The 23000-nt window shown below is 50.4% G+C and carries 16 protein-coding genes and 3 pseudogenes; 13 read left to right on the top strand and 6 right to left on the bottom strand.

All coding sequences use genetic code 11. The features are described 5' to 3' along the window. Positions 1-21: 21 nt before the first annotated feature. Positions 22-630: an HAD family phosphatase gene (locus tag RYB09_RS02690; protein ID WP_316887401.1), complete on the bottom strand. Its 609-nt coding sequence runs from the start codon at positions 628-630 to the stop codon at positions 22-24. Between the two features lie 198 nt (positions 631-828). Between RYB09_RS02690 and RYB09_RS02685 the strand changes: the two genes are divergently transcribed. After that, positions 829-1530, top strand: a complete 702-nt coding sequence (locus RYB09_RS02685; RefSeq protein WP_004659844.1) for a VacJ family lipoprotein — start codon at positions 829-831, stop codon at positions 1528-1530. An 88-nt stretch (positions 1531-1618) separates the two neighbouring features. Here the strand turns inward: RYB09_RS02685 and RYB09_RS02680 are convergent, their stop codons facing one another. Next, positions 1619-1918: a PilZ domain-containing protein gene (locus RYB09_RS02680; protein WP_316887399.1), complete on the bottom strand. Its 300-nt coding sequence runs from the start codon at positions 1916-1918 to the stop codon at positions 1619-1621. Between the two features lie 267 nt (positions 1919-2185). On the opposite strand from RYB09_RS02680, the gene rssB reads away from it, so the two are divergent. Continuing rightward, positions 2186-3370 carry a two-component system response regulator RssB gene (gene rssB, locus RYB09_RS02675; RefSeq protein WP_002552897.1) on the top strand — a complete coding sequence of 395 codons (1185 nt, stop codon included), beginning with the start codon at positions 2186-2188 and terminating at the stop codon, positions 3368-3370. Next, complete coding sequence (rssC, locus tag RYB09_RS02670; RefSeq protein WP_002552898.1) at positions 3367-3852, top strand: anti-sigma factor antagonist RssC; 486 nt, start codon at positions 3367-3369, stop codon at positions 3850-3852. The genes rssB and rssC overlap by 4 nt, the downstream gene beginning before the upstream one ends. 85 nt (positions 3853-3937) lie before the next feature. On the opposite strand, the gene tal is transcribed toward rssC, so the two are convergent. Further along, on the bottom strand, positions 3938-4864 hold the full coding sequence (gene tal, locus RYB09_RS02665; RefSeq protein WP_316887398.1) for a transaldolase: 927 nt from the start codon (positions 4862-4864) through the stop codon (positions 3938-3940). Between the two features lie 208 nt (positions 4865-5072). Next, positions 5073-7442 (bottom strand): TonB-dependent siderophore receptor, encoded by a 2370-nt coding sequence (locus RYB09_RS02660; RefSeq protein WP_316887396.1) that lies wholly within the window; start codon positions 7440-7442, stop codon positions 5073-5075. 240 nt (positions 7443-7682) lie between these two features. Here RYB09_RS02660 and RYB09_RS02655 point away from each other — a divergent pair, with 240 nt between their 5' ends. The 4 genes from RYB09_RS02655 (at position 7683) to RYB09_RS02640 (ending at position 11085) form a co-directional block, all read left to right on the top strand. Then, the gene (locus RYB09_RS02655; RefSeq protein ID WP_316887394.1) at positions 7683-8927 is read left to right on the top strand and encodes a M20/M25/M40 family metallo-hydrolase; all 1245 of its coding nucleotides are present in this window, start codon (positions 7683-7685) and stop codon (positions 8925-8927) included. A gap of 134 nt (positions 8928-9061) precedes the next feature. Continuing rightward, entirely contained in the window at positions 9062-9505 is a 444-nt protein-coding gene (locus RYB09_RS02650; RefSeq protein WP_029241055.1) for a LexA family protein, read from the top strand. A gap of 78 nt (positions 9506-9583) precedes the next feature. Further along, positions 9584-9823 (top strand): hypothetical protein, encoded by a 240-nt coding sequence (locus RYB09_RS02645; protein WP_002552903.1) that lies wholly within the window; start codon positions 9584-9586, stop codon positions 9821-9823. Positions 9824-9957: 134 nt separating this feature from the next. Further along, the gene (locus RYB09_RS02640) at positions 9958-11085 is read left to right on the top strand and encodes a sensor histidine kinase (protein ID WP_316887392.1); all 1128 of its coding nucleotides are present in this window, start codon (positions 9958-9960) and stop codon (positions 11083-11085) included. A gap of 91 nt (positions 11086-11176) precedes the next feature. Here RYB09_RS02640 and RYB09_RS02635 read toward each other — a convergent pair. Continuing rightward, a pseudogene (locus RYB09_RS02635) lies at positions 11177-11419 on the bottom strand (GNAT family N-acetyltransferase); the annotation flags it as partial. A gap of 392 nt (positions 11420-11811) precedes the next feature. Between RYB09_RS02635 and RYB09_RS02630 the strand changes: the two are divergent. The 4 genes and pseudogenes from RYB09_RS02630 to RYB09_RS02615 all read left to right on the top strand — a co-directional run bounded on the left by RYB09_RS02630 (position 11812) and on the right by RYB09_RS02615 (position 19263). Next, on the top strand, positions 11812-14349 hold the full coding sequence (locus RYB09_RS02630) for a hypothetical protein (RefSeq protein ID WP_316887391.1): 2538 nt from the start codon (positions 11812-11814) through the stop codon (positions 14347-14349). A 10-nt stretch (positions 14350-14359) separates the two neighbouring features. Further along, on the top strand, positions 14360-16177 hold the full coding sequence (locus RYB09_RS02625; RefSeq protein ID WP_316887389.1) for a nuclease domain-containing protein: 1818 nt from the start codon (positions 14360-14362) through the stop codon (positions 16175-16177). A 988-nt stretch (positions 16178-17165) separates the two neighbouring features. Further along, positions 17166-17907 (top strand): annotated as a pseudogene (locus RYB09_RS02620) (DNA adenine methylase). 384 nt (positions 17908-18291) lie between these two features. After that, complete coding sequence (locus tag RYB09_RS02615; protein WP_316887386.1) at positions 18292-19263, top strand: hypothetical protein; 972 nt, start codon at positions 18292-18294, stop codon at positions 19261-19263. Between the two features lie 56 nt (positions 19264-19319). Here the strand turns inward: RYB09_RS02615 and RYB09_RS02610 are convergent. Next, a pseudogene (locus RYB09_RS02610) lies at positions 19320-19766 on the bottom strand (site-specific integrase); the annotation flags it as partial. A 362-nt stretch (positions 19767-20128) separates the two neighbouring features. On the opposite strand from RYB09_RS02610, the gene RYB09_RS02605 reads away from it, so the two are divergent. Continuing rightward, complete coding sequence (locus tag RYB09_RS02605; RefSeq protein ID WP_316887384.1) at positions 20129-20938, top strand: DUF6602 domain-containing protein; 810 nt, start codon at positions 20129-20131, stop codon at positions 20936-20938. A gap of 193 nt (positions 20939-21131) precedes the next feature. After that, positions 21132-22925, top strand: a complete 1794-nt coding sequence (locus RYB09_RS02600; protein WP_316887381.1) for an NACHT domain-containing protein — start codon at positions 21132-21134, stop codon at positions 22923-22925. Positions 22926-23000: the final 75 nt, after the last annotated feature.

Raw genomic sequence — 23000 nt, 5'->3', positions numbered from 1 at the left:
CAGTGCCTGGCTGCACGTGTATCAGGGTTTTTCACCTTTGCTGCGGCGTAATGCGATATCGGCCAGGCAGGACTCCAGATCGCCAAGGTGATCAATGACCGAGTGCACACCCATCGAATAGAGTTTGAGCGTGGCCTGCGCGCGTCGCTGCTCGCGTTCGGCGTCACTCAGTGCCTGCCATTGCGAAGGCGAAAGTCCGCACAGTGGCCCGCAAGACGCCAGGCCAATGGTCCACAGCCCGGCATTCAGCCCGGACTGCAACAGGCGTGGGTCGCCGCTGATCAGCACGCAGCCATCCAGCTGGCTGACCTTCAGGGCCATCAGCGCCATCCAGCAAGCATCCGGGGCGGGCCATTTGGCGGTTGGGCGAGGGGCGGGAATCATCCAGTCACTTACTGGCTCAGCCAGCGTAGCGCTGACGGTTTCAGGCAGCTCGTCAAGCCAGGCGCAAGGCATTCCCTGATCACGCAGAGTCCGCAGAATATCCGTTGCGCCAGGTGTGAGCTGCGTGTGCTCATGGCCTGGTGCAGGCAAGGTCGCGGCCTGTGCACCGAAGTCCACCAGACAGCCGCTAAGGCCGAACAGCAGGGCGGGAAAGGTTGGCAGGGGCGTGAGGACCGGCGCGAGCATGAGGAACTCTCTGAAATATCCAGAAACGCTACCGGTATTTTGTGACACTTCGATGAATGTGCGATGACGGGGTTTATCCGGAACCCTTTGCTGACAGACCTGCCTTATTCATGACAGAAGGCTTTATACTCCCTGTCCTAGCGTGTGGGGCGTAGCACCCGCGTCATTATTTCGATATCTCGATCAGGAGTGTCAGCTATGCCCGTGACCGGTGCAGGCTTTATCAAGCGTTTGCTGCAATTGTCCCTCTGTGCCGGCATTGCGCTGGTTCCGGTAGCTGTTCAGGCCGCCGAAGATGACCCATGGGAAGGCATCAACCGCTCCATTTTCAGCTTCAACGATACCCTCGACGCTTACACGCTCAAGCCGCTGGCTAAGGGGTATCAGTACATCGCGCCGCAATTTGTCGAAGACGGTATCCATAACTTCTTCAACAACATCGGCGATGTCGGCAATCTGGCGAACAACGTGCTGCAAGCCAAGCCTGAAGCGGCCGGTGTCGACACTGCGCGTCTGATCGTCAACACCACGTTCGGGCTGCTGGGTTTCATTGACGTGGGTACCCGCATGGGCCTGCAACGCAACGATGAAGATTTTGGCCAGACACTGGGCTACTGGGGTGTGCCGAGCGGCCCGTTCGTGGTGATTCCGCTGCTGGGTCCAAGCACCGTGCGTGATGCCTTCGCGAAATACCCGGACACCTACACGTCTCCGTACCGCTACATCGATCATGTGCCGACCCGTAACACGGCGCTGGGCGTGAATCTGATCGATACACGTGCCAGCCTGCTGTCTGCCGAGCGTATGGTCAGCGGTGATCGCTACACGTTCATTCGTAACGCTTACCTGCAGAACCGCGAGTTCAAGGTCAAGGACGGAAAGGTCGAAGACGATTTTTAATCGACACTTTGCCTCTGCGTGAATCAATAAAGGCGACCCTGGGTCGCCTTTATTATTTTTTGAAAGTGTGAAGTAATTCCGCCTGCAGTCAGCTCATCGAGACGATGGAAAGCCCCAGTTTCTGTCCGCCGCCTTCTTCGTCATTGACCCACACCACCTCGGTTTCGGCCTCAAGTCCCTTGAGCGCAGGATGATCAGAGTCGATGCTCACGCTAAGCTTGTCCCCGACCTGGAATGAGCGTGGTGCCTGGACCTGCATGCCTGAGCTGGAAAGGTCAATGCATACGGCGGGAATCACCTGGCCCGCGTGGATCAGGTTGACGTCTGCTTCGACGCGCATGCGGATGTAATCCCGCTTTTCCTCGTAGTTGCGATCATTTCCACTCATGTACAGTCCTTCGTTTTAGTTGCTGATTTGTGAGTTCTTATAACTCCGGGTGATTTGCGATGTAAAGAGCGCAAAGTGAGGATAGGAGCATGCTTGAAACACCCGTCGGATGGGAGTACCGTCTGCGCCTTGAAGGGCACCTCTGAGACACGCCACGCACATCCAGTTGTCGCGTGTTATTACGGAGAGGCTAGAAGCGAATCCAGTAAGCTGGTTCCGGAAACACCGGGCCGCCTACGCCAACCTGATCTGGCGCCGTTTGCCCCCATGCCAAAAACCAGTGCCAAGCTGCTGATTATCGATGACGACGACGTAGTGCGCGCGAGCCTTGCCGCCTACCTTGAAGACAGTGGCTTCAGCGTTCTGCAAGCGAGTAATGGCTTGCAGGGAATTCAGATGTTCGAGCAAGAGAACCCCGATCTGGTGGTCTGCGATCTGCGCATGCCTCAGATGGGCGGGCTTGAGCTGATCCGTCAGGTCACCGCCATTGCTCCGCAGACGCCTGTCATCGTTGTATCCGGTGCGGGCGTGATGAGCGATGCGGTAGAGGCCTTGCGCCTCGGCGCTGCCGATTATCTGATCAAGCCCCTTGAAGATCTTGCCGTGCTGGAGCATTCAGTGCGTCGGGCGCTGGATCGGGCTCGTCTGCTTACTGAAAACCAGGTCTACCGCGAAAAGCTGGAAAAGGCCAATCGCGAACTTGAAGCCAGTCTTCACCTGTTGCAGGAAGATCAGGACGCAGGTCGGCAAGTGCAGATGAACATGTTGCCGATCACCCCGTGGTCGATTGACGAATTCAAGTTTGCCCATCAGATCATTCCGTCGTTGTATCTGTCCGGCGATTTTGTCGATTACTTCAGGGTCGACGAACGGCGTGTTGCCTTCTACCTGGCAGATGTTTCAGGTCACGGTGCTTCATCGGCGTTCATCACGGTGCTGCTGAAGTTCATGACGACTCGGCTGCTGTTTGAATCCAGGCGTGGCGGAACACTGCCGGAATTCAAACCGTCGGATGTACTGGGGCATATCAACCGCGGGCTTATCAGTTGCAAGCTGGGCAAGCACGTTACGATGGTCGGCGGTGTTATTGATGAAGAGTCAGGTAAACTGACGTATGCCGTGGGTGGTCATCTGCCACTGCCGGTGTTGTATTCCGAAGGGCAGGCGCGGTATCTGGAAGGTCGCGGCCTTCCGGTCGGTTTGTTCAACGAAGCGACCTATCAGGATCACGAAATCGACCTGCCAGCATCCTTCAGTCTGACCATGTTGTCTGATGGCATACTGGATCTGTTGCCCGGTGATACACTCAAAGAGAAAGAAGCCGTCCTTCCCGAGTTGGTCAAGACGGCTGGCGGCAGCCTGGATGGCTTGCAGCGGGTTTTTGAATTGGCAACGCTAGGGGAGATGCCGGATGATATCGCCTTGTTAGTGTTAAGCAGGAATCTTGAATGAGTACCGGTAGAATCCAGTTCGCCGAGCAGGAAGGCACCTTCGTTCTCAAGTTCGTGGGTGAAGTGCGGTTGACGCTGTGTTCGGCCCTGGATGCGACTATCGAGCGTATCTTCACTGCGTTGAATTTCTCGGCGGTGGTCATCGATCTTACCGAGACGCGCAGCATTGACAGCACAACGCTTGGCTTGCTGGCCAAACTTTCGATCCTGTCGCGCCAGAAGGTCGGACTGTTGCCGACTCTCGTGACCACTCACGAGGACATCACGCGCCTGTTGCAGTCGATGGGCTTTGATCAGGTGTTCAACATCGTTGACCGGCCCCTGCCGCGGCCTGAGAGCCTGACTGACCTGCCTTCGCAGGATCAGTGCGAAGAAGTGGTCAAGGCCAAGGTACTTGAGGCGCACAAGATCCTCATGGGCCTTAACGACTCGAATCGTGAAGCATTCCATGATCTGGTCAATGCACTGGAAGGTCAGCGCTAGGGGCCATTGGCGTCTGTCCTTCTGATCACTGAACGACAGGCAGCAAAAAGGGCGACACCCGTTAAGGTGTCGCCCTTTTTCGTTATCAGGCTTTTGCGGAGAGCAGCGCTTCCAGCTTTTCCTGATCGCGAGCGAACTGACGAATGCCTTCAGCCAGTTTTTCAGTGGCCATGGCATCTTCATTGGAGGCCCAGCGGAACTGGCTCTCGGTCAGGCTCTGGCGAGCCTCACCGGCATTGCCCGGTGCAAGCTTGCGTTCCAGCGTACCGGTATCTTCAGCCAGTTTCTTGAGCAGGTCGGTGCTGATGGTCAGGCGATCACAGCCCGCCAGCTGTTCGATCTGGTTCAGATTGCGGAAGCTTGCCCCCATGACCACGGTTTTGAAGTCGTTGGCCTTGTAGTAGTTGTAGATTCGCGTCACGGACTGCACACCCGGATCCTTTGCGCCTACATAGTCGGTGCCTGAAGATTTCTTGTACCAGTCGTAGATACGGCCCACGAACGGCGAAATCAGGAACACGCCTGCCTCGGCACAGGCGATTGCCTGGGCGAAGGAGAACAGCAACGTTAGGTTGGTCTGAATACCGTCCTTCTCTAGCTTCTCAGCGGCACGGATACCTTCCCACGTGGCTGCCAGCTTGATCAGCACCCGATCACGTTTGATGCCGGCGGCATCGTAAAGGCCGATCAAGCGCTCGCTGCGCTCGATCAGGGCATTGGTATCGAACGAGAGGCGTGCGTCCACTTCAGTGGATACGCGGCCCGGAACCACCTTGAGAATTTCCTGACCGATGGCGACTGCAAAGCGGTCGCAGGCCAGGCCGATGTCACCCTTGGCACCGCTGAATGCGTCGGCGAGCATCTGAGCGTTGTTGACGTCGGATGCGGCCTTGAGCAACAGCGAAGGATTGGTGGTGGCGTCCTCTGGTTCGAGGCTTTTGATTGCACCGAAGTCGCCTGTGTCAGCAACAACGGTAGTGAATTTCTTGAGTTGATCCAGCTTGGAAGTCATGAGCGTGCTCTGTCCTGTGCGGTTGGATGACATTACCCGAGCGCTGCCGACCACTCAAGGCCGCAGCGTTTCCTGCTGCCGATGATAGGCCCTGAGGGACGGCATTGTCGTGAATACCTTTGTCGAGACTGTTTTTGAGCCTCGCACGCACTGCTTGTTCCCTTGATGTGAATTTAACGGCCATCAGGCACCTTGCAGCGTGCAAGAGTCAGAGCGACCACTTCAGCGAGACCATCAGGTTGCGCGGGTCGCCGTAAACGCCGCTGCCGGTCGCCAGGGGAATGCCCTGCCAGTATTTTTCGTCGAATACGTTGTTGAGGTTGACCCGCGCGTCCCAGTGCTCGTCGAAGCGGTAGCCTGCCATCAGTCCAACAATCGCATAGGCCTCCTGCTCGGAGTGACCGGTGCCGACCCGGTTGTACGTCTCGCTTTGCGCCAGAACGTCGGCACCCACGCGCCATTTGTTCAGGTTGCCGGGCAGGTGATAGGACGTTGCTGCCTTGAACAGGTGTTTCGGTTGATTGGGCGCAAACAGGTCGCCCTTGTCATTGCTCCTGTCTTTGACGTACTGGCTCAGCACCAGTGTGTAGGACGCGGAGGCTTGCCAGTCAGGTGTCAGCTGGCCGCTGATTTCTGCGTCGATCCCTCGGCTGCGCACTTCACCGGCTGCTTCGTAGCAGACGCGATTCTGCTGCTGGCAAGTGACTGGCGGATTGACGATGGCGTACGCGCGGTTTTCCTGGGTCATGTCGAAGACTGCCAGCGATGCGTTCAAACCACCGTCGAAGTATTCGCCTTTCAGGCCGATTTCGTAACTTTCGCCTGTCATCGGGTCCAGCACGCCGCCGCCCACGTCCAGCTGGTTCTGCGGCTTGAAGATCTCGGTATAGCTTGCGTAGGCCGAGTAGGTATCGTTCAGGTCATAGACGATGCCGGCATAAGGCGTGACCTCACGAATGACTTTGTAGTCACCATTGCTGGCCGACCGATTCTGATAGTCGTACCAGCTCACCCGGCTGCCGACGATAACGTGCAACGGATCAATCGGGTTGAAACGCGCGGCTGCGTAGACGCCTTCCTCGGTGGCGGTGTTCTGATTGACATAGGCGGTACGCGTGGCAGGGTCCGGTTTTGCAATGAGATTGGGGTTGAAGGTGTAGATATCGACCGGTGTTGAGCCGTAAAAGCCGCCTTTCTGGTCAAACTTTTCTTCGCGCCGACTGACGCCGAGCATCAGCTCGTGCTGTCGGCCAAACAGCTGGAATGGCCCGGACAGCGAACCATCCAGACTGGTCTGCACGTCTGTGGTGTCGTATTCGCCGGCCGCCTGGCCGTAACCCGTGCCACTGGCGGTCAGGTAGTTGGAGTACATGTCGGATTCGGCCCAGATTCTGGTCGCCGCCAGTTTGCTGCTCCAGCCGTTGTCGAAGCGATGAGTCAGGTCAGTGAAAACGCTGACGTTCTCCCTGTCCCAATACGCCCAGTCGTTACTGAGGAAGGTAGAGCGCGGCAGGTGAAGGTTTTCACCATTAGGGCCTGATGGCAGGCTGCCCCAGTCCGAGGTTGCGTCATCGCGCTGTTTCGAGGCTCCGATGGTCCAGGTGGTCGATTCGTTGAGGTCGGCTTCCAGAACGCCATAGAACGTCTGGCGCTCTTTGTCGCGTTCATCGACAAAACTGTTGCCCGTTTCATAGGCTGCTACCACCCGGCCACGTAACGTACCGGAATCGTTGAGCCTGTTCGACGCCTCCACCTCGGTACGGTAGCGGTCCCAGCTCCCGGCGCTGGTGGTCACGCTGACTTGCGGGGTAGCAGTAGGGCGCTTGCGGATCAGATTCAGTGTCGCCGACGGACTGCCTGCACCGGTCATCAGCCCAGTAGCGCCGCGTACCACTTCAACGCGGTCGTACAAGGCCAGGTCAGCGCCGGAGATGGTGTCCAGTGTGAAGGTGCTGACGATAGTCGGCAGACCGTCATACATCAGGTTATCGATTGTAAAGCCGCGCGCCAGAAACTGCTGACGGTCCGAGCCGAATTTGCGTAGCGTCACGCCGGGTGCATATTTGACGACATCATTGAGGTCGTTCATGCCCTGATCTTCAATTCGCTGGCGGGTGATCACGCTTACCGACTGCGGTGTCTCGCGAATCGAAAGGGGCAGCCCGGTCGCGCTGCTCATCGAGCCCGTGGTGTAAGAACCGCTGCCTTCTGTGGTGGCCATTCCTGCAATGCCCGCCTGAGCGCTGATGTCCACATTGCCCAGCGTCAGCGAGCCACCGCTCGATGGCTGGAATACCCTCGCAGCATTGCCCTGCACCTGCGCATCAAGGCCGCTGCCCAGCAGTAGCTGATTCAATGCCTGAGCCGGTTCCAGGCTGCCTTTGATAGCTGGAGCCTGCTTGCTTGCAAGCAATTGGTCATCCACCGATATCTGCATGCCGCTCGCCTGACTCAGTTGTGCGAGCGACCTGGAAAGTGCCTGTGCAGGCAGATCGAGTTGAACGGGGCTGGCCACAGCGGCGGCCGACAGACCGAGAGCCACAAGGCTGGCCAACGAAGGTAGAAACGGACGAAGCATTGGGGTAATTCCTGCAGGGACTGGGACGTGGCGGGAAACCTGGGTGATGGCGTGCTGGCTGGCAGGTCGTGACAGGCGGCAGCGGAGGGCGAGACTAACAAATTTTTCACATCTTATTAAATGCTAATCACTATCAGTTACATTCTCATACATATTTGTCTGATGAGACTCGCTTGTGGCGTCGAGCAGTGCATTGGGGTAAAGATGCTGTTCAACTCGCGATGATCTGAAGGAACCAGCATGCATTCACGACGTTTCCCCATCACGGCCGCAATCGGCTTTTCATTGTTTTCCATGGGCGTCATCGCCGCTGAGCTGCCATCTGATCTGTTACTGAAAAAAGCTCAGGCTGAACAACACTCCTACCTCGAAACCGTCCGGCAACTCGTGGATATCGATACGGGTACCGGCCAGGCACCCGGACTGAAAACCGTCAGCGCGATGCTGGTGGAGCGTCTCAAGGCATTGGGTGCCGAAGTTTCCACCACGCCGGCAGACCCTTCTGCGGGTGACAACATCGTTGGCAGGTTCAAAGGCAATGGCACCCGGTCCTTTCTGCTAATGGTCCATTACGACACGGTCTTCGGGCCGGGCACTGCCGCCAAACGCCCGTTCAGGCTCGACGGCGAACGCGCCTATGGCCCTGGTGTGGCAGATGCGAAGGGCGGCGTGGCGATGATTCTGCATTCGCTGCAACTGCTGCAGGACCAGAAGTTCAAGGATTTCGGCACGCTCACCGTGCTCTTCAATCCGGACGAGGAAACCGGCTCCAGCGGGTCGAAAAAAGTCATAGCCGAACTCGCTCGTCAGCATGACTACGTGTTTTCCTACGAGCCGCCTGACAAAGACGCCGTGACTGTCGCCACCAATGGCATCAATGGCCTGCTCCTCGACGTCAAAGGCAAGTCGTCACACGCAGGCTCGGCCCCTGAAGCCGGGCGCAATGCGGCCATCGAGTTGGCGCACCAACTGCTGCAACTCAAGGACCTTGGCGATCCGGGCAAGGGTACGACGGTCAACTGGACGCTTGTCAAAGGCGGTGAGAAGCGCAACATCATCCCGTCCAGCGCTTCGGCCGAGGCGGACATGCGCTACTCCGATCCAAGCGAGAGCGACAGGGTGCTCGCTGACGGTCAGCGGATTGTGAAGAAAACCCTCGTTGATGGCACCGAAGTGACCTTGCGCATGGAAAAAGGCCGTCCGCCGCTGGCCAGGAATCCGGGTTCCGAGCAACTGGCGAAAACCGCGCAGACGCTCTATGAAAAAATCGGTCGCAGTGTCGAGCCGATCGCCATGCGCTTCGGTACCGATGCGGGCTACGCCTACGTACCGGGTAGCGCAAAACCTGCCGTGCTGGAAACCATGGGCGTTGTCGGAGCTGGCTTGCATGCGGACGATGAGTACATCGAACTGTCGAGCATCGCGCCCAGGCTTTACCTGACAGTGGCGCTGATTACCCGGTTGTCGCAAGACGAAGCGCCGTGACAGTACGCGAGCATTGACCGTGCATCGGGTTGAGTCCACACCATTTGTCGATGTGTCAGGTCGTGGAGATTGACCTGGCCCCTGATAAACGATTAACTGTATATGTATACAGTTAATCATAAAAGGCTCGTCCCATGAGTGTCACATTCCTTGGCCCCTTGTCGGCAGGGGGCATCAAGCTCCCTTTGCTATCCTTGTCATCCGTCGGTTCCAGGTCGCCAGTGGTCGAGAAGCATGTCTCTATCGCAGAGCTTTGTGAGGTCCGTGAGCCGCACGTTTATCTGGCCAGGGTCGAGGATGAAGGCATGCAGGGAGGCGGCATGCGCACCGGTGACATGTTGGTTGTCGACCGCAGTCAGTACGCCGAGCACGGTGACATCGTCGTCGCCTCACTCAACGCAAGGCAGATGTGTCGGCGTTTGCACATGCGTGGCGACGTCGTGATCCTCAAGTCCGAACACCCGGATTATCCACCACTGCATGTCACTGACCACGACGACCTGATCATTCTGGGTGTGGTGACCTACAGCCTGAAAAACCTTCTTGAAGGGCGCACCGCCTCTTCAGCTCATCGATGATCGGGCTCATGGCCTTGCATTGCACGCTTCACCGTGATCTGCTGCCGACCCTATGGTTTTAACCCGGAAATTGAGCGAATGCAGGAACAACTTGACCAGTTACGGCTCCCCAAGGCTGTCCAGGGTGCTATCAGTGATCTGGTAAGAGCGCTCGAGGCAACCAGCACCCGCGCTGACGTGGAGGCCGAAGGGGCGTTGCAGATCGAATACATTCACGGTCTTGAGACAAGCAGAAAGCTGCGTCCCGCCGATGCCGAGGCGCTCTACATCATTTTTGACGACGCAGTTCAGGCTCGTTTACAAGCGCTTTCCGATTAGCTCCGGGCCTCGATATTTTCCTGGTCTGCGTGAAATTCATTTAACAAATGTATCCGTCTTTTTGATCGGAATTGGTGTTTAACTCGCCCCACGAATCTGCAATTCGCGGGGTTCATTTTCGGGTTTTAATTGCTATGCGGTTATCGGGCTTCATCCTTGAGAACATCGAGCCTATTGTACTGGAGTGGACCGACTTCGCGCGCACCATGTCCACGCTCGGCGAGCCTCTGGATACCAAGGAGCTCAGGGATCACGCCGAGCAGATGCTTCGAGCCATTGCCACTGATCTGAGGACGGATCAGTCGTCGCAGCAACAGGTCGAAAAATCTCAGGGTCAGGTCGTATCGCAAGAAGACACCGCTGCGAAAAGCCATGCGATCACTCGTTTGATGTCAGGCTTCACCATCGATCAGGTGGTCTCGGAGTTTCGAGCGTTACGCGCGAGCGTGATAAAACAGTGGATGATGCGCCCGACCTCGGACACCCAGCAGCAGATGGATGACATGATCCGCTTCAACGAAGCAATAGATCAGGCTCTCGCGGAATCCATCTCCAGCTATACCGGTGCGGTTCAAGCCTCGCGCAATATCTTTCTGGGCATCCTCGGGCACGACTTGCGTACACCGTTAAGTGCCATATTGCTGGGCGCAGACGTGCTGTTGCGTACCAATGACCTGGGCGCGCGGCCAACCAAGGTGGCATCAAGGATCTACTCAAGCGTGAAACGAGCCAATCAGATCGTTGGCGATCTGCTCGACTTCACACGGTCACAGATCGGTCCCGGCATTCCGTTGAAAAAGACTCAGACAGACATCCAGCCCGTCTGTGCTCGCATCGTTGACGAATCGCGTACGGTCAATCCAGAGGCGGATATTCACCTGACTTCCAACGATCCGGTCATTGGCAATTTTGATGGTGATCGCCTGGAACAGGTCTTCTCGAACCTCATTGGCAATGCGATACAGCACGGCAACAGCCGCGATCCTGTCGAGGTAACGCTGGCAGCTTCTGACGGCACGCTTCAGTTCACCGTGCATAACACAGGCAGTCCGATTCCCGAAGACGTGCTTCCTTTCATCTTCAACCCGATGGATCGCTACTCGCCCGAGAAAATGACTGACAACGGTCCCTACTCAAGCCTTGGGCTTGGCTTGTTCATCGTCGCCAAGATCGTCGATGCCCATGGCGGGCGTATTGAAGTGACGTCAAAAGCGGACCTGGGGACTACGTTTGCGGTGTTTATTCCGTTGCATGCGGAGTGAGCCCCCGACAGATGGCGCTTGTGTCATCTGTCTTTCTCGATCGACTGCGTCTTCGCGTAAAAGCCTTTGTACGGTCCAACGTTGCCGCAGTATCTTCGTCACGGCTGGCACCGACTGATATCCAGCCGACCACCTGCTCGTTCAACTCCTCGACCAATACGCAAGGCTCGCCCGATTCAATCGAGCGAACCCAAAATGATTCACGCTGAGCCAGATTCGCTTCCAGCGAATTCAAGTATTCGGCCGGCATCAAGTCACGGTATGCGTCTTGCCAACTGCTGACATGCACCTGGGCAATGGCCTTTGCGTCAGAGGGGCGCGCCATGCGAATCATTGATGTGCTCCTTCTTTGAAAGCGTTCAGGAGAGGGAGAGCCGGTTACTTTAGCCTTGATTAGGTGAGTCAAAGATGGAGTCAGCCTAGATGTATATCAATTTGGCGATTAAAACGTATTGAGGTAATGGAAAGCATATTAAAATCAATGAGTTACATTAGACTCTCAGCAGCGGCATATTCGGCCGAATTCTTCATAGGGCTGAGGATGATTTCATTTTTGGCTAAAATATGAGGCTGTGGAAAACGATCTGATGCTGAAAAGCTGGCGGATCACTTGCTTACTACACGCAGCTGTCAAATTGACATCAATAGGCTGGACAGTCGTTGGTCGGTGAGGTAGGTTTTGACTTCGATCTGATGTGCATACCACTGAAAATAAATGAGAGAAAAATGGAAAGCTCGAACAAACGGATTCTTTTTGGTAAAAAATATCGCGCAATACATAACTCGGATGCTCCATCTAATCTTGGATACTTAGATGTGGTTTTTGAGCAGATTAATGGTGAGTTATATCTTGTCAATGAAAAGGATTTCTTTTGTGAGACCTGTCAAGTATTTGTAACTAGCAACTATCATGATATTGACTCCCGATTTGAAACGGGGGAGCTTTTTCAAATTGAAGCAATGCCAACTACCCAAGACTGGAAGGAAGGTGATTGCCGTTACGTCACCACTGCGACCAAGGTAGAGTCGAGATTGCCTCGAAAAGCAGCCTTACAGATATTCAGTACCGAGCTCCCGTCGCCTAATGAAAAAACTATTTACACAGATGCACCCCCTTTCACTACGCTGATTCTCATTAAAAATGGTACCTCGCTCTATGGACCATTTCAAACTTCGTCTGAGAGCGATATCGACGGTAGCACTGTAATAAAGCTATCGGCAGTTGAAGGTCCGTTTCCAGGCAAGAGCGTTACTGGCAGTATTCGTAAATATCGTTATGAAGATATTGAGCCGGGAGTTGCCCACTATGACGTACGAGGGGATAGATACTCATTTCTCTTGAGGGCGGAAATGCTTGAGCAGCAGTATTGCGAGTATATAGACTTTGCATCAGACGAAGAAGTCGTAAAGCTCGGAAGCGAGCTTATGAAAAAAGTAAATTTTAAATCTTTCACAAAACATGAACAGATGATGTTTAGGGCTGCTTTGAGCAAGTCTAAAAATATTCCTAGCAACTCTGTTGAGCAATTAAACCGTTTTTTTGCATTGGCTACAGTTACCGCAGATAAGCTAGATTCGCTGGACAGTGCTCTGCATGATTATCTACAAACGTCGATTGGTCAGGATCTTCTAAGTAAACATATTGATTCAAGAGAGGAAGTGTATTTAAGGAGGTTTAGGGTTGAAAAGGAAGAGAAATTAACGGAGGAGTTTTCTGCTCTAACATTGAAAGTCGACAAGCTTAGCAAACTTCAGAAGAGTCTTGAGGCTGAAAACCAGAGCGCTACAGAAAAGCTTGAACAGCAGAATGCTAATTTCAAAGCACAGCAAAGAGTTTTTGTAGATGAAGCGCGAAATAAAGAGCGCAGCGAACTAGAGGCTGAAATTACAAAAGCTAAAACTGAACTTAAGTTGTTAAAGGATGAAGCTCAGCCTTATAAGGACTTAGCCGCATTAAAAAGTGACATAACCTCTGCCGATGCTCGTTTGAAAGTCTATCAAGAGCAAAGCACTATGGCTAAACAGAGCAAAGATCTCATGGAGGATGAGCTCAAGCAACGTGACGAGGAACTACGTAAAAGGCTTTTCACGCTTCGCCCGTACGTAGAGGCTATATCAGGGATGACGAATCCGACTGAAGAACTTCTCAAAATCTTGCCGCACTCTAATGCACGTGAGGTTGATCCTGATCTTATGCTTGCTGAGCGTAATCGGTACATCGATGAGCTTCGCCTAAGACTTGCACACAAGGGTCGCCACTACCCAAAAGACTTCATCGCCAACCTTTTAATATCCATTCAACAGAGTTTTATTGTTATTCTCTCTGGGCTGCCAGGCGTAGGTAAAACGTCCTTAATAAAAATTCTTGCAGACGCAAAAAATCTTTCATCTCGTATGTTGAATATATCCGTAGGCAGAGGATGGACAAGTCAAAGAGATCTTATAGGTTACTTTAATCCGCTCTCCAACCGCATGATCCCAGCTCCTACTGGGTTCTACCAGTATATCAAGTCTTGTCAGCACGAAAAGTTTGAGGCAGCAGCTCCGCTGTGGATACTTCTAGATGAGGCAAACCTTTCTGCAATTGAGCATTATTGGGCACCATTCATGGGTATGGCCGATAAGGAGTCCGACAAGATACTTAGGGTGAATGACACTGAACTACCTATTCAAATTCCGAGTTCTTTACGTTTTATTGGAACAATTAATAATGACTTGACCACTGAGCCTCTAAGTCCTCGCCTTATTGATCGGGCTCCTATAATTACTCTGGTGCCAAACGGTGAGCGCTATGAAGATGAAGGCTTGGACACAGAGTTGGATGCACTGGAACTACCAGTGAGTCACAGCACGCTTCATCACATGTTTGACGTTGACCAAGGCCTTCCTCTTGAGGATGAAAGGAACGCCATAGCACATCAAATGGCATTTCTACAGGAAGTAAAAACTGTTCTCATGGATGATAATGTCGCATGGGGGAAAAGATGTGTTATCTCTAAACGTAAAGAGAACGCTATCGAGCGTTACTGCTTAGTCGCTCATCCATTAATGCGTTCAAGTTCTAATATGCGTGCTTTGGACTACGCGTTGAGTCAGCACGTTTTGCCTCTAATACAAGGTAGCGGAGACGGGTATGCATTGCGACTTGAAAAGCTAATTGATTTATTAGATAAAGACGATTTTAAGATCAGTCACGGATTGCTACGTCGGATGCATGAAACAGGCCGGATGGATATGAATTCTTTTAGCTATTTTTCGCACTGAGTAGTTGTTCATGATTGAAATATCAATGTTATTACAAGATCATGAAGGAATTCACGTTTTTCCTCTGCATGAGGTCTTCACGGAAATTCCCTCTATCCGAGAGACTGATTCGATATCCTTTAGGGTAAGTTGCCCAAACAGCTTCGGCGAGCCAAAGGTGTTTATCCAAGATCATGGTATTTCTCTTAACCGGCCAAGTCTCAATGGTGAGGTGGTAGAACATACTGTTGAGTTTAGTCGATATTTGTCAAACCATTTTGGAGTGACATCCATAGCTGTGTCTTTCTCCAATAGTCAAGAGTTGGTGAGGGTGACTCCGATTAACGTGTATGCTATGAAAGTTAATAAAGAACAGGCGGAAAAGATTTTAGAGTATCTTTCATCTAAGATGAGCGACGTAACCCGACTGTGTTTTTCTAAGACTCATATTGGTTCTGATTCCAAACAGGGTGAGACTTCGGATACACTTACAAAGATAGACTATTCGCGTCGGGTTTTGGAGTTTCTTAGTTCGAATCGATATCGGTTTGCCACTCAGCCTTGTAAGCGCTCAGCTGAAACTCTGAAAGTTGCAAGCTATGAGGATAATACCCACATTACTGATAAGGACATCTCTTGGCTTTTTCAGCATCTGGATCAGATTTATCCAGTCTCCACTGACGCCTCTAAAGTTACTATAAATAATCGGCATTTTTCCATAGATCAAATACAACGTAGCTCCGTGAAGGCCAATACAGATCTTTTTGAAAATCGTGTTATATACAGCTTCTTGCTGAATTTAAAAGGGTTTTTATTATCTATTCCTGATTTCAGAAGGAAATATCAAACCTTGACGCCATATAAAGACTATTTTGCGTTTGATAGCATACTTCAGAAAGTGGAAGCTCCTCTCATGGAGCGTCGCTTTCGAGAGGCAAGAGTTCTTTTGCAGCAATGCAATGAGTTGCTTGCTTTTTTTGCTAAATATTTGCCTTGTACATGTCGGGGTACTGTCGCTCCTATTTTGACTCCTCACGCCAAGCGTTTTATGCATTATGAAAGATCTTTCAGGATGATAGATAGTTGGTATAAGTTGGGTCAGCCTGCATGGAATGGAACTAATTATCTGTTTGGCTTGAAGTCACTTGATAAGCTTTACGAGTTTTTTTGCTTGTATAAGATCGTAGATAATATTTTAGGTATAGGTTATAAGTTGACTAATGCGGGTGTCAATGAGCCTAATAGAAGCCACGGCATGCGTGGTAGGATTGCTCAATTTTCTGACGAAAAGATTACTAACTACTATAGGTTCGAGTCTGCCGGACGAGTTCTAGAATTTTTCTATGAGCCAACAATTTGGGCTTATAGTGAACTATCAAAATCTGGCGAGTTGATCGATGTTTTTCATTCCAATGGCGTATCAAACCCATACTATACACCGGACTTTGTGGTCCGGCTGGATAATGGTGGGAACGACCCCGCTTACTATATTTTTGATGCCAAATACTCGACAGAAAGCCAGACTAAAGAACGCCACCTACCTGAAATAATTGAAAAGTATTATCTGAAGATAAAAGCTACTGGCAAGGATAGGCGGATTGACTCCAGCGCTGTAAAGCTCGTGTATGCGCTCATCCCTAAGACTTTTAATCAAGAGCATGGATATCACGGCGGACCGTTTAATATTTACGATAGTATGCCTACCAGCCCATATTTTGGTTTTTTAAAAGTTACCCCTGATGAAGAACGTCCACTAGATAGGCTTTTATCCACCCTTTTCAAGGCTAGCGCTCCAATAGGTACAGGTTCCGGTGAGAGCATGCCAAGTGAAGTCGTCACTCTAACCTGAAAAGGAATCCTGGCGCCCCTCTTCACTAAATAATGCTGAGGCTATGTTGCACCTGATGTTACTAAATTAAAAAAATCAAAGTTTCATTGGTTGGATCTGATCTTTCGTAATGTAAGTCCCGCTTTCCGAGGCGGGCTTGCTTCATCAGATCTGCTCAAGCATCCAGAACTCCTGTAGCGCTCAGAGCAAGCAGCTATGTTGGCAGGCTGGTTCTAGTCTCGGGCAGGCTTGAACTCATTGATTGGTAAATCGGATATTTGTTGGTCACGAAGCGCATCAACATTGGCGCAAACGAGCTTAGGGGCGTGAAAAGTTCTATAAACGAGCACAAAAAAGTTACTGCCGTGAGCACAACAGCTTGACGCTCCGGCAGCCTGACAACCTTACTTAACGAGTGCGTCTATTCCAGACACAACGCCATTTGAAAAATGAACGCGAATACCTGGGCAGGTCACTTTACTCTGAGTGCACCTATAGGTAACGACTCTGTTAGTAACTTGGCCTTTGGTATTCGTTTTTGTAGTGATAACGGCTCGATCTAATCCATATGCAGCGTAAGCTAGGCATTCGGAGTCGCCGATACGTACCTCCTGCTTAACTGCGCGCTGCGCCTGTGAGCGACTTAAAGCTCCTGAGGCAATAAGTCCCTCGAGTACTCCAGGATTGGAGAACTGTTTGCTAACGCGGTACTGCCCACATGCTCCATAGGCTTTCTCGTTAGTTTCGTCCGTCCAGCCGCTGTCGTAAGCGCTCTTGCTTGCGCATGCCGCCAGTTGTGAAATGAGGGCAAAAACTAAAAAATTTTTCAGCACTGTCGTGATCCTTTATTTTTCTGAGTTAAAAGAGCGGCGAGTCTTGATACGTTAGCACCTCGACTCGTCATTGCCCCCTCATGTTACCCCTGTAAGTTCAGCCAAGGCTCTCGCTTCGTGCATAAAGCGAAAGCCTATCACCTGCTTATATATACAGTAAAAGTCTTGCTTTTTTTATGTCCATACCTATCATCCCTTGGATGGGCGGCAGACCGTCTCATTCCACCTCACGAATGCTACGTCGAAGTGTTCGCTGGCGGTGCGGCTGTATACTTCATGTGTCCCCAGACCGCAACCATTGAAGTCTTGAGCGACATCAATGGAGACCTGGTGACGTTGCATCGCGTCGCCCCAAACCACCTTGAAGAATTTGTCCGCCAGTTCAAATGGGACTCAGCTCCCGCCAGGTATTTGAGTGGCCGAAGATGACCCGCCCCGAAACCTTCACCGATCATCCATTGCGCCGCTCGTTTCTTCTACCTGCAGCACCACGCTTTCGCAGGCAAGGTCAGCGGGCAGATTTTCGGGACCGCAACGACGGGCCCGGCTATCAACCTGCTGCGGATCAAGGAAATCTTGTAGGCAGCCTGGCAGCGTTTGTCAGGTACGTATGTGGAGAACCTGCCGTGGCTCGAATATGCCGAGCGCTACGACCGGCCTCACACGTTCCACTACATGGACCCGCCTTACTGGCAGGCGGCCGGGTATGGTGTGGACTTTCTATTTGAAAACTACGAGCGGATGGCTGAGTTCATGCGGCGGTGTAAGTGGGAGGTGATGGTGAGCATCAATGATCATCCTGATATTCGGCGTGCGTTCGAGGGATTTCATTTTGAGACAATGGACATCCGTTATACTACATCGAACCGGCGGAATGGTTCGGTGGGTGCCAGCCCCGAGCTGGCAACTACAAGTTGAGGTTCCGAGGTGTTAGGGCTTTTGCTCTATAATTGCTTTGCCATAATTTGTATAATCCCATTTGCGCTCAGTGATGTGAAAGTTTTTGTGATATTTTGCTTTTTTTATATGTGTATTGACTTAGAGGTAGCAAGGTTATGACTGCCTCCGCGAATTTTTCCTAGTGTTTATGTGATGATAGGTCTACAGCAAGATAGGCATTTTAAAGTCTCGAAATGGAACGGCGTGACGTACCCCCTATTCCACCTGCGGATGGAGGTACGAGGGCTGTGCCACACAGCGTGGAGCCAAACGGTAGGCGACGTGAAGCGTGATTTGCGAAGCTTGCTATAAGCCCTCTATCATGCATATGATGCACGTCTATAATTTATGAAGTGCGTGCATATGGATATGTCTCCTGACATTCAATCTGTAGAGGCTTACCTTAACTCTCATCAGCGACTGAAAAGAGCAGCCCTTCAGGATCTGCTTGAAGTGGTTTTGCCAACGATTAAGTATATTCACAATACCAATGGAATAGACTTTCCTTGTCCCGAAATAAGAATAGTTCGCGCACCGTCGATTCAGGCAGAATGTACGTCTTATGTAATACAAATCTATGAGGGATTAATAGAACTTTGTTTAAAGTCAGAATCTGCTCTGATCGATAGCGTTATACCAGAGCTTTCTGGAGAGAACTTTGATTATTCACTTGTATCCAAGTTTAGTTTTTCTTGGGTGATTGCCCATGAATGGCTTCACCATGTGAAACAGCACAATGCTGTCGCAGAACAGCTTAAATACTCGTTTCCTAGGGTTGGTGAGGCTTTAGAGATCGACGCAGACTTATGTGCTATTGCAATTATCTTTAGGCTTACTCAAAGAATATATGTAGGGCGCGAAAAAGCTTTGTTGGCGCGTAAGGTCGCTATGTATTGCGTGTATTGGCCGCTTCGTAATATTCCTTTGTCCCGACAAGATAGGGACCATCCACCTATGGCCCTTCGCTTGTATCATATGTTGACTAAGCTAGGGCAGCTCGCTGATCTTCAAGAAGAAAGGATAAATCCATATGAGATTTCGGAGGGCCAGCATGAAAGAAATCTTATGCTGTTTAAAGTTGTAGCACGTTGCGAGAGTTTATTTGATCATGAACAGGCGGGGTACAGCCTGCTAGAGGAATGGACAGACATCTTACATAATGGGCGTCATATGGATTTTTATATTGACTGGGAAAAAATTTGCCCGTTAGTTGAAGAGTTGTCAGGTACGACGGCGGATATAACTAAATACAAGCCTAAAGGTTACATTGATCCGGTTTTCGACGAGTCCAATTGGATGATCTCAGGGCCTGGTATTGAGGTGCCGGATACGTGATTTCAGTGCAAGCAGATCGAGCAGGTTGATTGCTGGTGTCTGTCTGCCCGCATGAACGCTACGGACAGCATCGATTTTAGATGTAATAGATCATTGCCTACACTTTGCGCCTGAACACCCCTACCTTCCTTGCCCATTCACCATTGCGCGTACTCAACCAATTTCTGACTGGTCAAATCTGAGTCTGCTATCTCCCCCAGCCAGCTCTAGCCTATGGCCATAAGCGTTGCCCTCTTGGTGTTGCTCAAAGGACGAACCTTCTCATACTCGTCAAGGTATCGATCAATCATCTGTTTGACGCTGACGGTATTGCGGTTCATGCGCTCAATCGCAACAGGTACGGCCAGCTCTTCCTCACGTCGTTTCATCCACACTTGAGCCGCCTGCTTGCGATCGAAGGTGTAGGTTTCCTGATAAACTGGCTGCCCGTCTCGATTGATCCGTATCTGCGCGCAGTAGGCAGTTGTGTTTTCCTCGCGCTTGCGTGGTCTGATCGTGCCCATTTTGAATTGGTGCATTTCTGATTTGAGTTGGTAAACGTACCAACAGCTCTCGGAAGACAAGCAAAAATGGCCAAAAAACACTGCATAAAAGATCAGTATTGATGAGCATCGACAAAACAGAAAGCCCAGTAAACGCTGGAGAATCAAGCCCGGCGCTGTCCTGGCGCTTTTCGGTTGCGCTGATGATGGATTGGACAAACCTTTTCGAAAAGTATTGATTTTTCTGCAGTCTCATAGCACTAATTGTTCTTGTGTACCAATTCTGTACCATAACCTTTTAATCTGAAGTCGAATTCGTTTTCAGGTGTGTAGGCACTGATGGCATCCTGCTGAAGCCATATTTGATGATTCAAGGATAGAGAATGCTGACCAGCCACATGAGCGCTATCGAAGACAGACTGCTAGCAAGCTTCAAAATTAGCGGTAATACTGGCCATGGGCTCCACAAAGGCAGTCCTCGGGAGGTTTTCATAAGGGAGTTTCTCGAAGCACATCTCCCATCAACAGTTTCGATTGGGACTGGGGAGATTATCGACTCTTCCTCTCGGCCTGACGAACCTCGAAATCAGTTCGATATCGTTATATATCGCAAGGACTTCCCGAAACTAGACATTGGCGGTGGAGTAAGTGCTTTTCTCGTTGAATCTGTAATTGCAACGATTGAAATAAAATCTACGCTGAATAGGCAAGGTGTCGAGCAGGCCGTTGCCGCCTCTTGTAATGTGAAGAAACTAAAGTCCAATGTGTTTAAGTTTGTGCAGATCGGTTATGAGCTTCCAGGCATAGTGAATTTTATTTTTGCATACTCAGGTCCCGTAAAAAACAGCACCATCTACAACTGGGTACAAGATGCTCACGTGAAGCAGGATATAGAAGTCGAGTCGGTATCATTTCCGGATAGATGGGCAACCCCTGCACCATCCATAGACGGCGTTTTTGTCCTTAAGAAAGGGTTTATACATTTCGATAATATTCCGGATACACTAACCCCATCTGATATTAGAGCCGCTCATCCGTACTCAAGCTGGGTATCAGTAGAGTCTGAATCTAGCTCGCTACTATATTTTTTCTTCTTGCTGACCAATATTTGTGTGCATAGCGCCAGTTTTGCGATTGATACGGGGAAATATATGTCAACCCTTCCAAAGGAAAAATTCTCACTAATGCCGTAGTTTGTATGCTTTTAGAATTTAGAGATTTAGCTTGTATAAGGGTTTTGTTTTTATCAATGTGCATATTATATGTAGCTTGAAAGGTTTTTTTGATGGCCGGTTTTGTTTTAGAGATTTATTTAAAGTGGCGTAATCGTATGTGGTCTAGATGAGCGCGTTACCACTCAGTGCCAGACATAGGGAGTAGAGCGATATGGTAGTCGAAGCTAGTGCAATTGCATCCACGAGTAAGCTGTTGGCCCCTTTTTTGAAATCCATATATAACGGGCTTTCTGATCGAGCGAAGATTGGATTCGAGATTTGGAAGAGTGTGAACGGGGCTAATGTAGCTGCAAGTTATTTTTTTAGACTGTCTCAGGTAAAGACGATTTGGACTCGGGGGGATACTGCTTACATTGATGAGTTTTATTATCCCATCATATTGTCGGAGGGTGAGTCTGTTAAATCCGTAGAAAGTCTTCATGATATAGAAAGTCAGTATTTTGTGGTGCAAGGTATTGTAGGGCAAGGCAAGTCGATATTTATGCGATATCTTGCCCTGTCTCTATTGAAAAAATCTAAGGTGGATTTGTTGCCCGTGTTTATCGAGCTCAAAGACATTAATGACAAAGTATCAATGCTTGACTTGATTTTCGATGAGCTTCGGTCTTTAGGATTAGATCCTACTGTAGAGGTTTTTGATGCATTAGCGAGCAGGAATAAGATAGCGTTATTTGCAGACGGTTTCGACGAGATACCTGGGGATTCTGTGTCTTCTGTCATCAGGGAGCTGGGGAGGATGATGGCTAAATATCCCCAGATGAAGATAGGCGTTTCATCGCGCCCCGGGAACGCAATTCAGAATCTGCCGGGTTTTGTCGTATTGGTATTACATGGATTGGATTCTCAAGATTATGATCCATTTTTAGAGCGTTTGGGTGTGGATGTGTTCAAACGCCACGCGCTTATTATGGCTATCGAAGACAGTCCGCCTGAGATTAGGGAGGTTATGAATACTCCTTTAATGTTGTCAATAGTTGTATTGATTTATGAGAGTTATCAAGAAATTCCTTCTTACCTTTCTGAGTTTTTCGATGCGCTATTTCATGTTGTTTTTACCCAGCATGATCGAAAAAAAGTTGCTTTCAATAGGCATCATTATAGTGGGCTGTCTGAAAGCGATTTGCAGCATTTGTTTGAGGCATTTTGCTTTGTTGTCATGAATAAGAATTATGGGAGGACGCTAACGATTACGCAGTTTAACGAATGCTTTGATCGGGCGAAAAAGTATGTGCTCGGAGTTGGGTGTAATGTTCAAAGCTTCAAAAAGGATATAGTTGGTGTGGCATGTTTAATGCTCGATGAGGGCGTTGGCCTGACAACTTTTCTGCATAAGGGAATATTGGATTACTTTTCTGCAGCTTTCATCGCAAGAATGGACTCCATTATCGCATCGAAGTTTTACGCAAAATGCGCGAGTAATTATAGTCAGTGGACTTATGTGCTCGGCTTTCTTGAGAAAATTGACCATTACCGTTTTTGTAAGTTTTACGAGCTAGGTCCAGTAATGAATGAGTGTGTCGAACTTGGCGAAGTTTTGGCATATAAAAGTTCGGATTCGATATTGAGGTATCTTGCAGAAGTCTTTCCGCACTTGGAATTTACATATAGTGTCGATGGCCGGCTGGTATTATCTACCACGGGGGGGCGCTCTTTAAGATATGAGTTATTGCAGGACCTCACCGCGATGCTTTTCATGCAGAATCCTGGCACTATATCCGAGTATCTCCAGTTGAAAGGGCTTGATGCATCTCCTCTGAATGCTGAAAACACTTCAATCGAATATGGCCTTAAAGAAGGTCTTCTATTTGCCGGGGTTAATCAGGTTAGAAACACCTTGGTGTCCGTTGAAAATGATTTGATTGCAAGAGTCAGTGCAGCTCAGATTGTGGTTAATAATCATGAAGAACGTACTAGACTAATAGATATAGATTTTGAAGATGTCTAGTAATGTTGCATGTGGCGAAGGCTCATCTTAAGATGCCTCGGTCTTTAAACGCTTTTTGTCAGCTCTAAATGAGTG

This window comes from Pseudomonas syringae group sp. J254-4 (assembly GCF_032586855.1).
Classification (GTDB): Bacteria; Pseudomonadota; Gammaproteobacteria; order Pseudomonadales; family Pseudomonadaceae; genus Aquipseudomonas; species Aquipseudomonas amygdali.
The sequence above is the reverse complement of the archived record's forward strand: the minus strand, read 5'-3'. Positions and strand labels throughout refer to the sequence as shown.

Coding starts and splice junctions, on each gene's coding strand:
- RYB09_RS02690 (WP_316887401.1), bottom strand. CDS start 630: ATGCTCGCGCCGGTCCTCACGCCCCTGCCAACCTTTCCCGCCCTGCTG.
- RYB09_RS02685 (WP_004659844.1), top strand. CDS start 829: ATGCCCGTGACCGGTGCAGGCTTTATCAAGCGTTTGCTGCAATTGTCC.
- RYB09_RS02680 (WP_316887399.1), bottom strand. CDS start 1,918: ATGAGTGGAAATGATCGCAACTACGAGGAAAAGCGGGATTACATCCGC.
- rssB (WP_002552897.1), top strand. CDS start 2,186: ATGCCAAAAACCAGTGCCAAGCTGCTGATTATCGATGACGACGACGTA.
- rssC (WP_002552898.1), top strand. CDS start 3,367: ATGAGTACCGGTAGAATCCAGTTCGCCGAGCAGGAAGGCACCTTCGTT.
- tal (WP_316887398.1), bottom strand. CDS start 4,864: ATGACTTCCAAGCTGGATCAACTCAAGAAATTCACTACCGTTGTTGCT.
- RYB09_RS02660 (WP_316887396.1), bottom strand. CDS start 7,442: ATGCTTCGTCCGTTTCTACCTTCGTTGGCCAGCCTTGTGGCTCTCGGT.
- RYB09_RS02655 (WP_316887394.1), top strand. CDS start 7,683: ATGCATTCACGACGTTTCCCCATCACGGCCGCAATCGGCTTTTCATTG.
- RYB09_RS02650 (WP_029241055.1), top strand. CDS start 9,062: ATGAGTGTCACATTCCTTGGCCCCTTGTCGGCAGGGGGCATCAAGCTC.
- RYB09_RS02645 (WP_002552903.1), top strand. CDS start 9,584: ATGCAGGAACAACTTGACCAGTTACGGCTCCCCAAGGCTGTCCAGGGT.
- RYB09_RS02640 (WP_316887392.1), top strand. CDS start 9,958: ATGCGGTTATCGGGCTTCATCCTTGAGAACATCGAGCCTATTGTACTG.
- RYB09_RS02630 (WP_316887391.1), top strand. CDS start 11,812: ATGGAAAGCTCGAACAAACGGATTCTTTTTGGTAAAAAATATCGCGCA.
- RYB09_RS02625 (WP_316887389.1), top strand. CDS start 14,360: ATGATTGAAATATCAATGTTATTACAAGATCATGAAGGAATTCACGTT.
- RYB09_RS02615 (WP_316887386.1), top strand. CDS start 18,292: ATGGATATGTCTCCTGACATTCAATCTGTAGAGGCTTACCTTAACTCT.
- RYB09_RS02605 (WP_316887384.1), top strand. CDS start 20,129: ATGCTGACCAGCCACATGAGCGCTATCGAAGACAGACTGCTAGCAAGC.
- RYB09_RS02600 (WP_316887381.1), top strand. CDS start 21,132: ATGGTAGTCGAAGCTAGTGCAATTGCATCCACGAGTAAGCTGTTGGCC.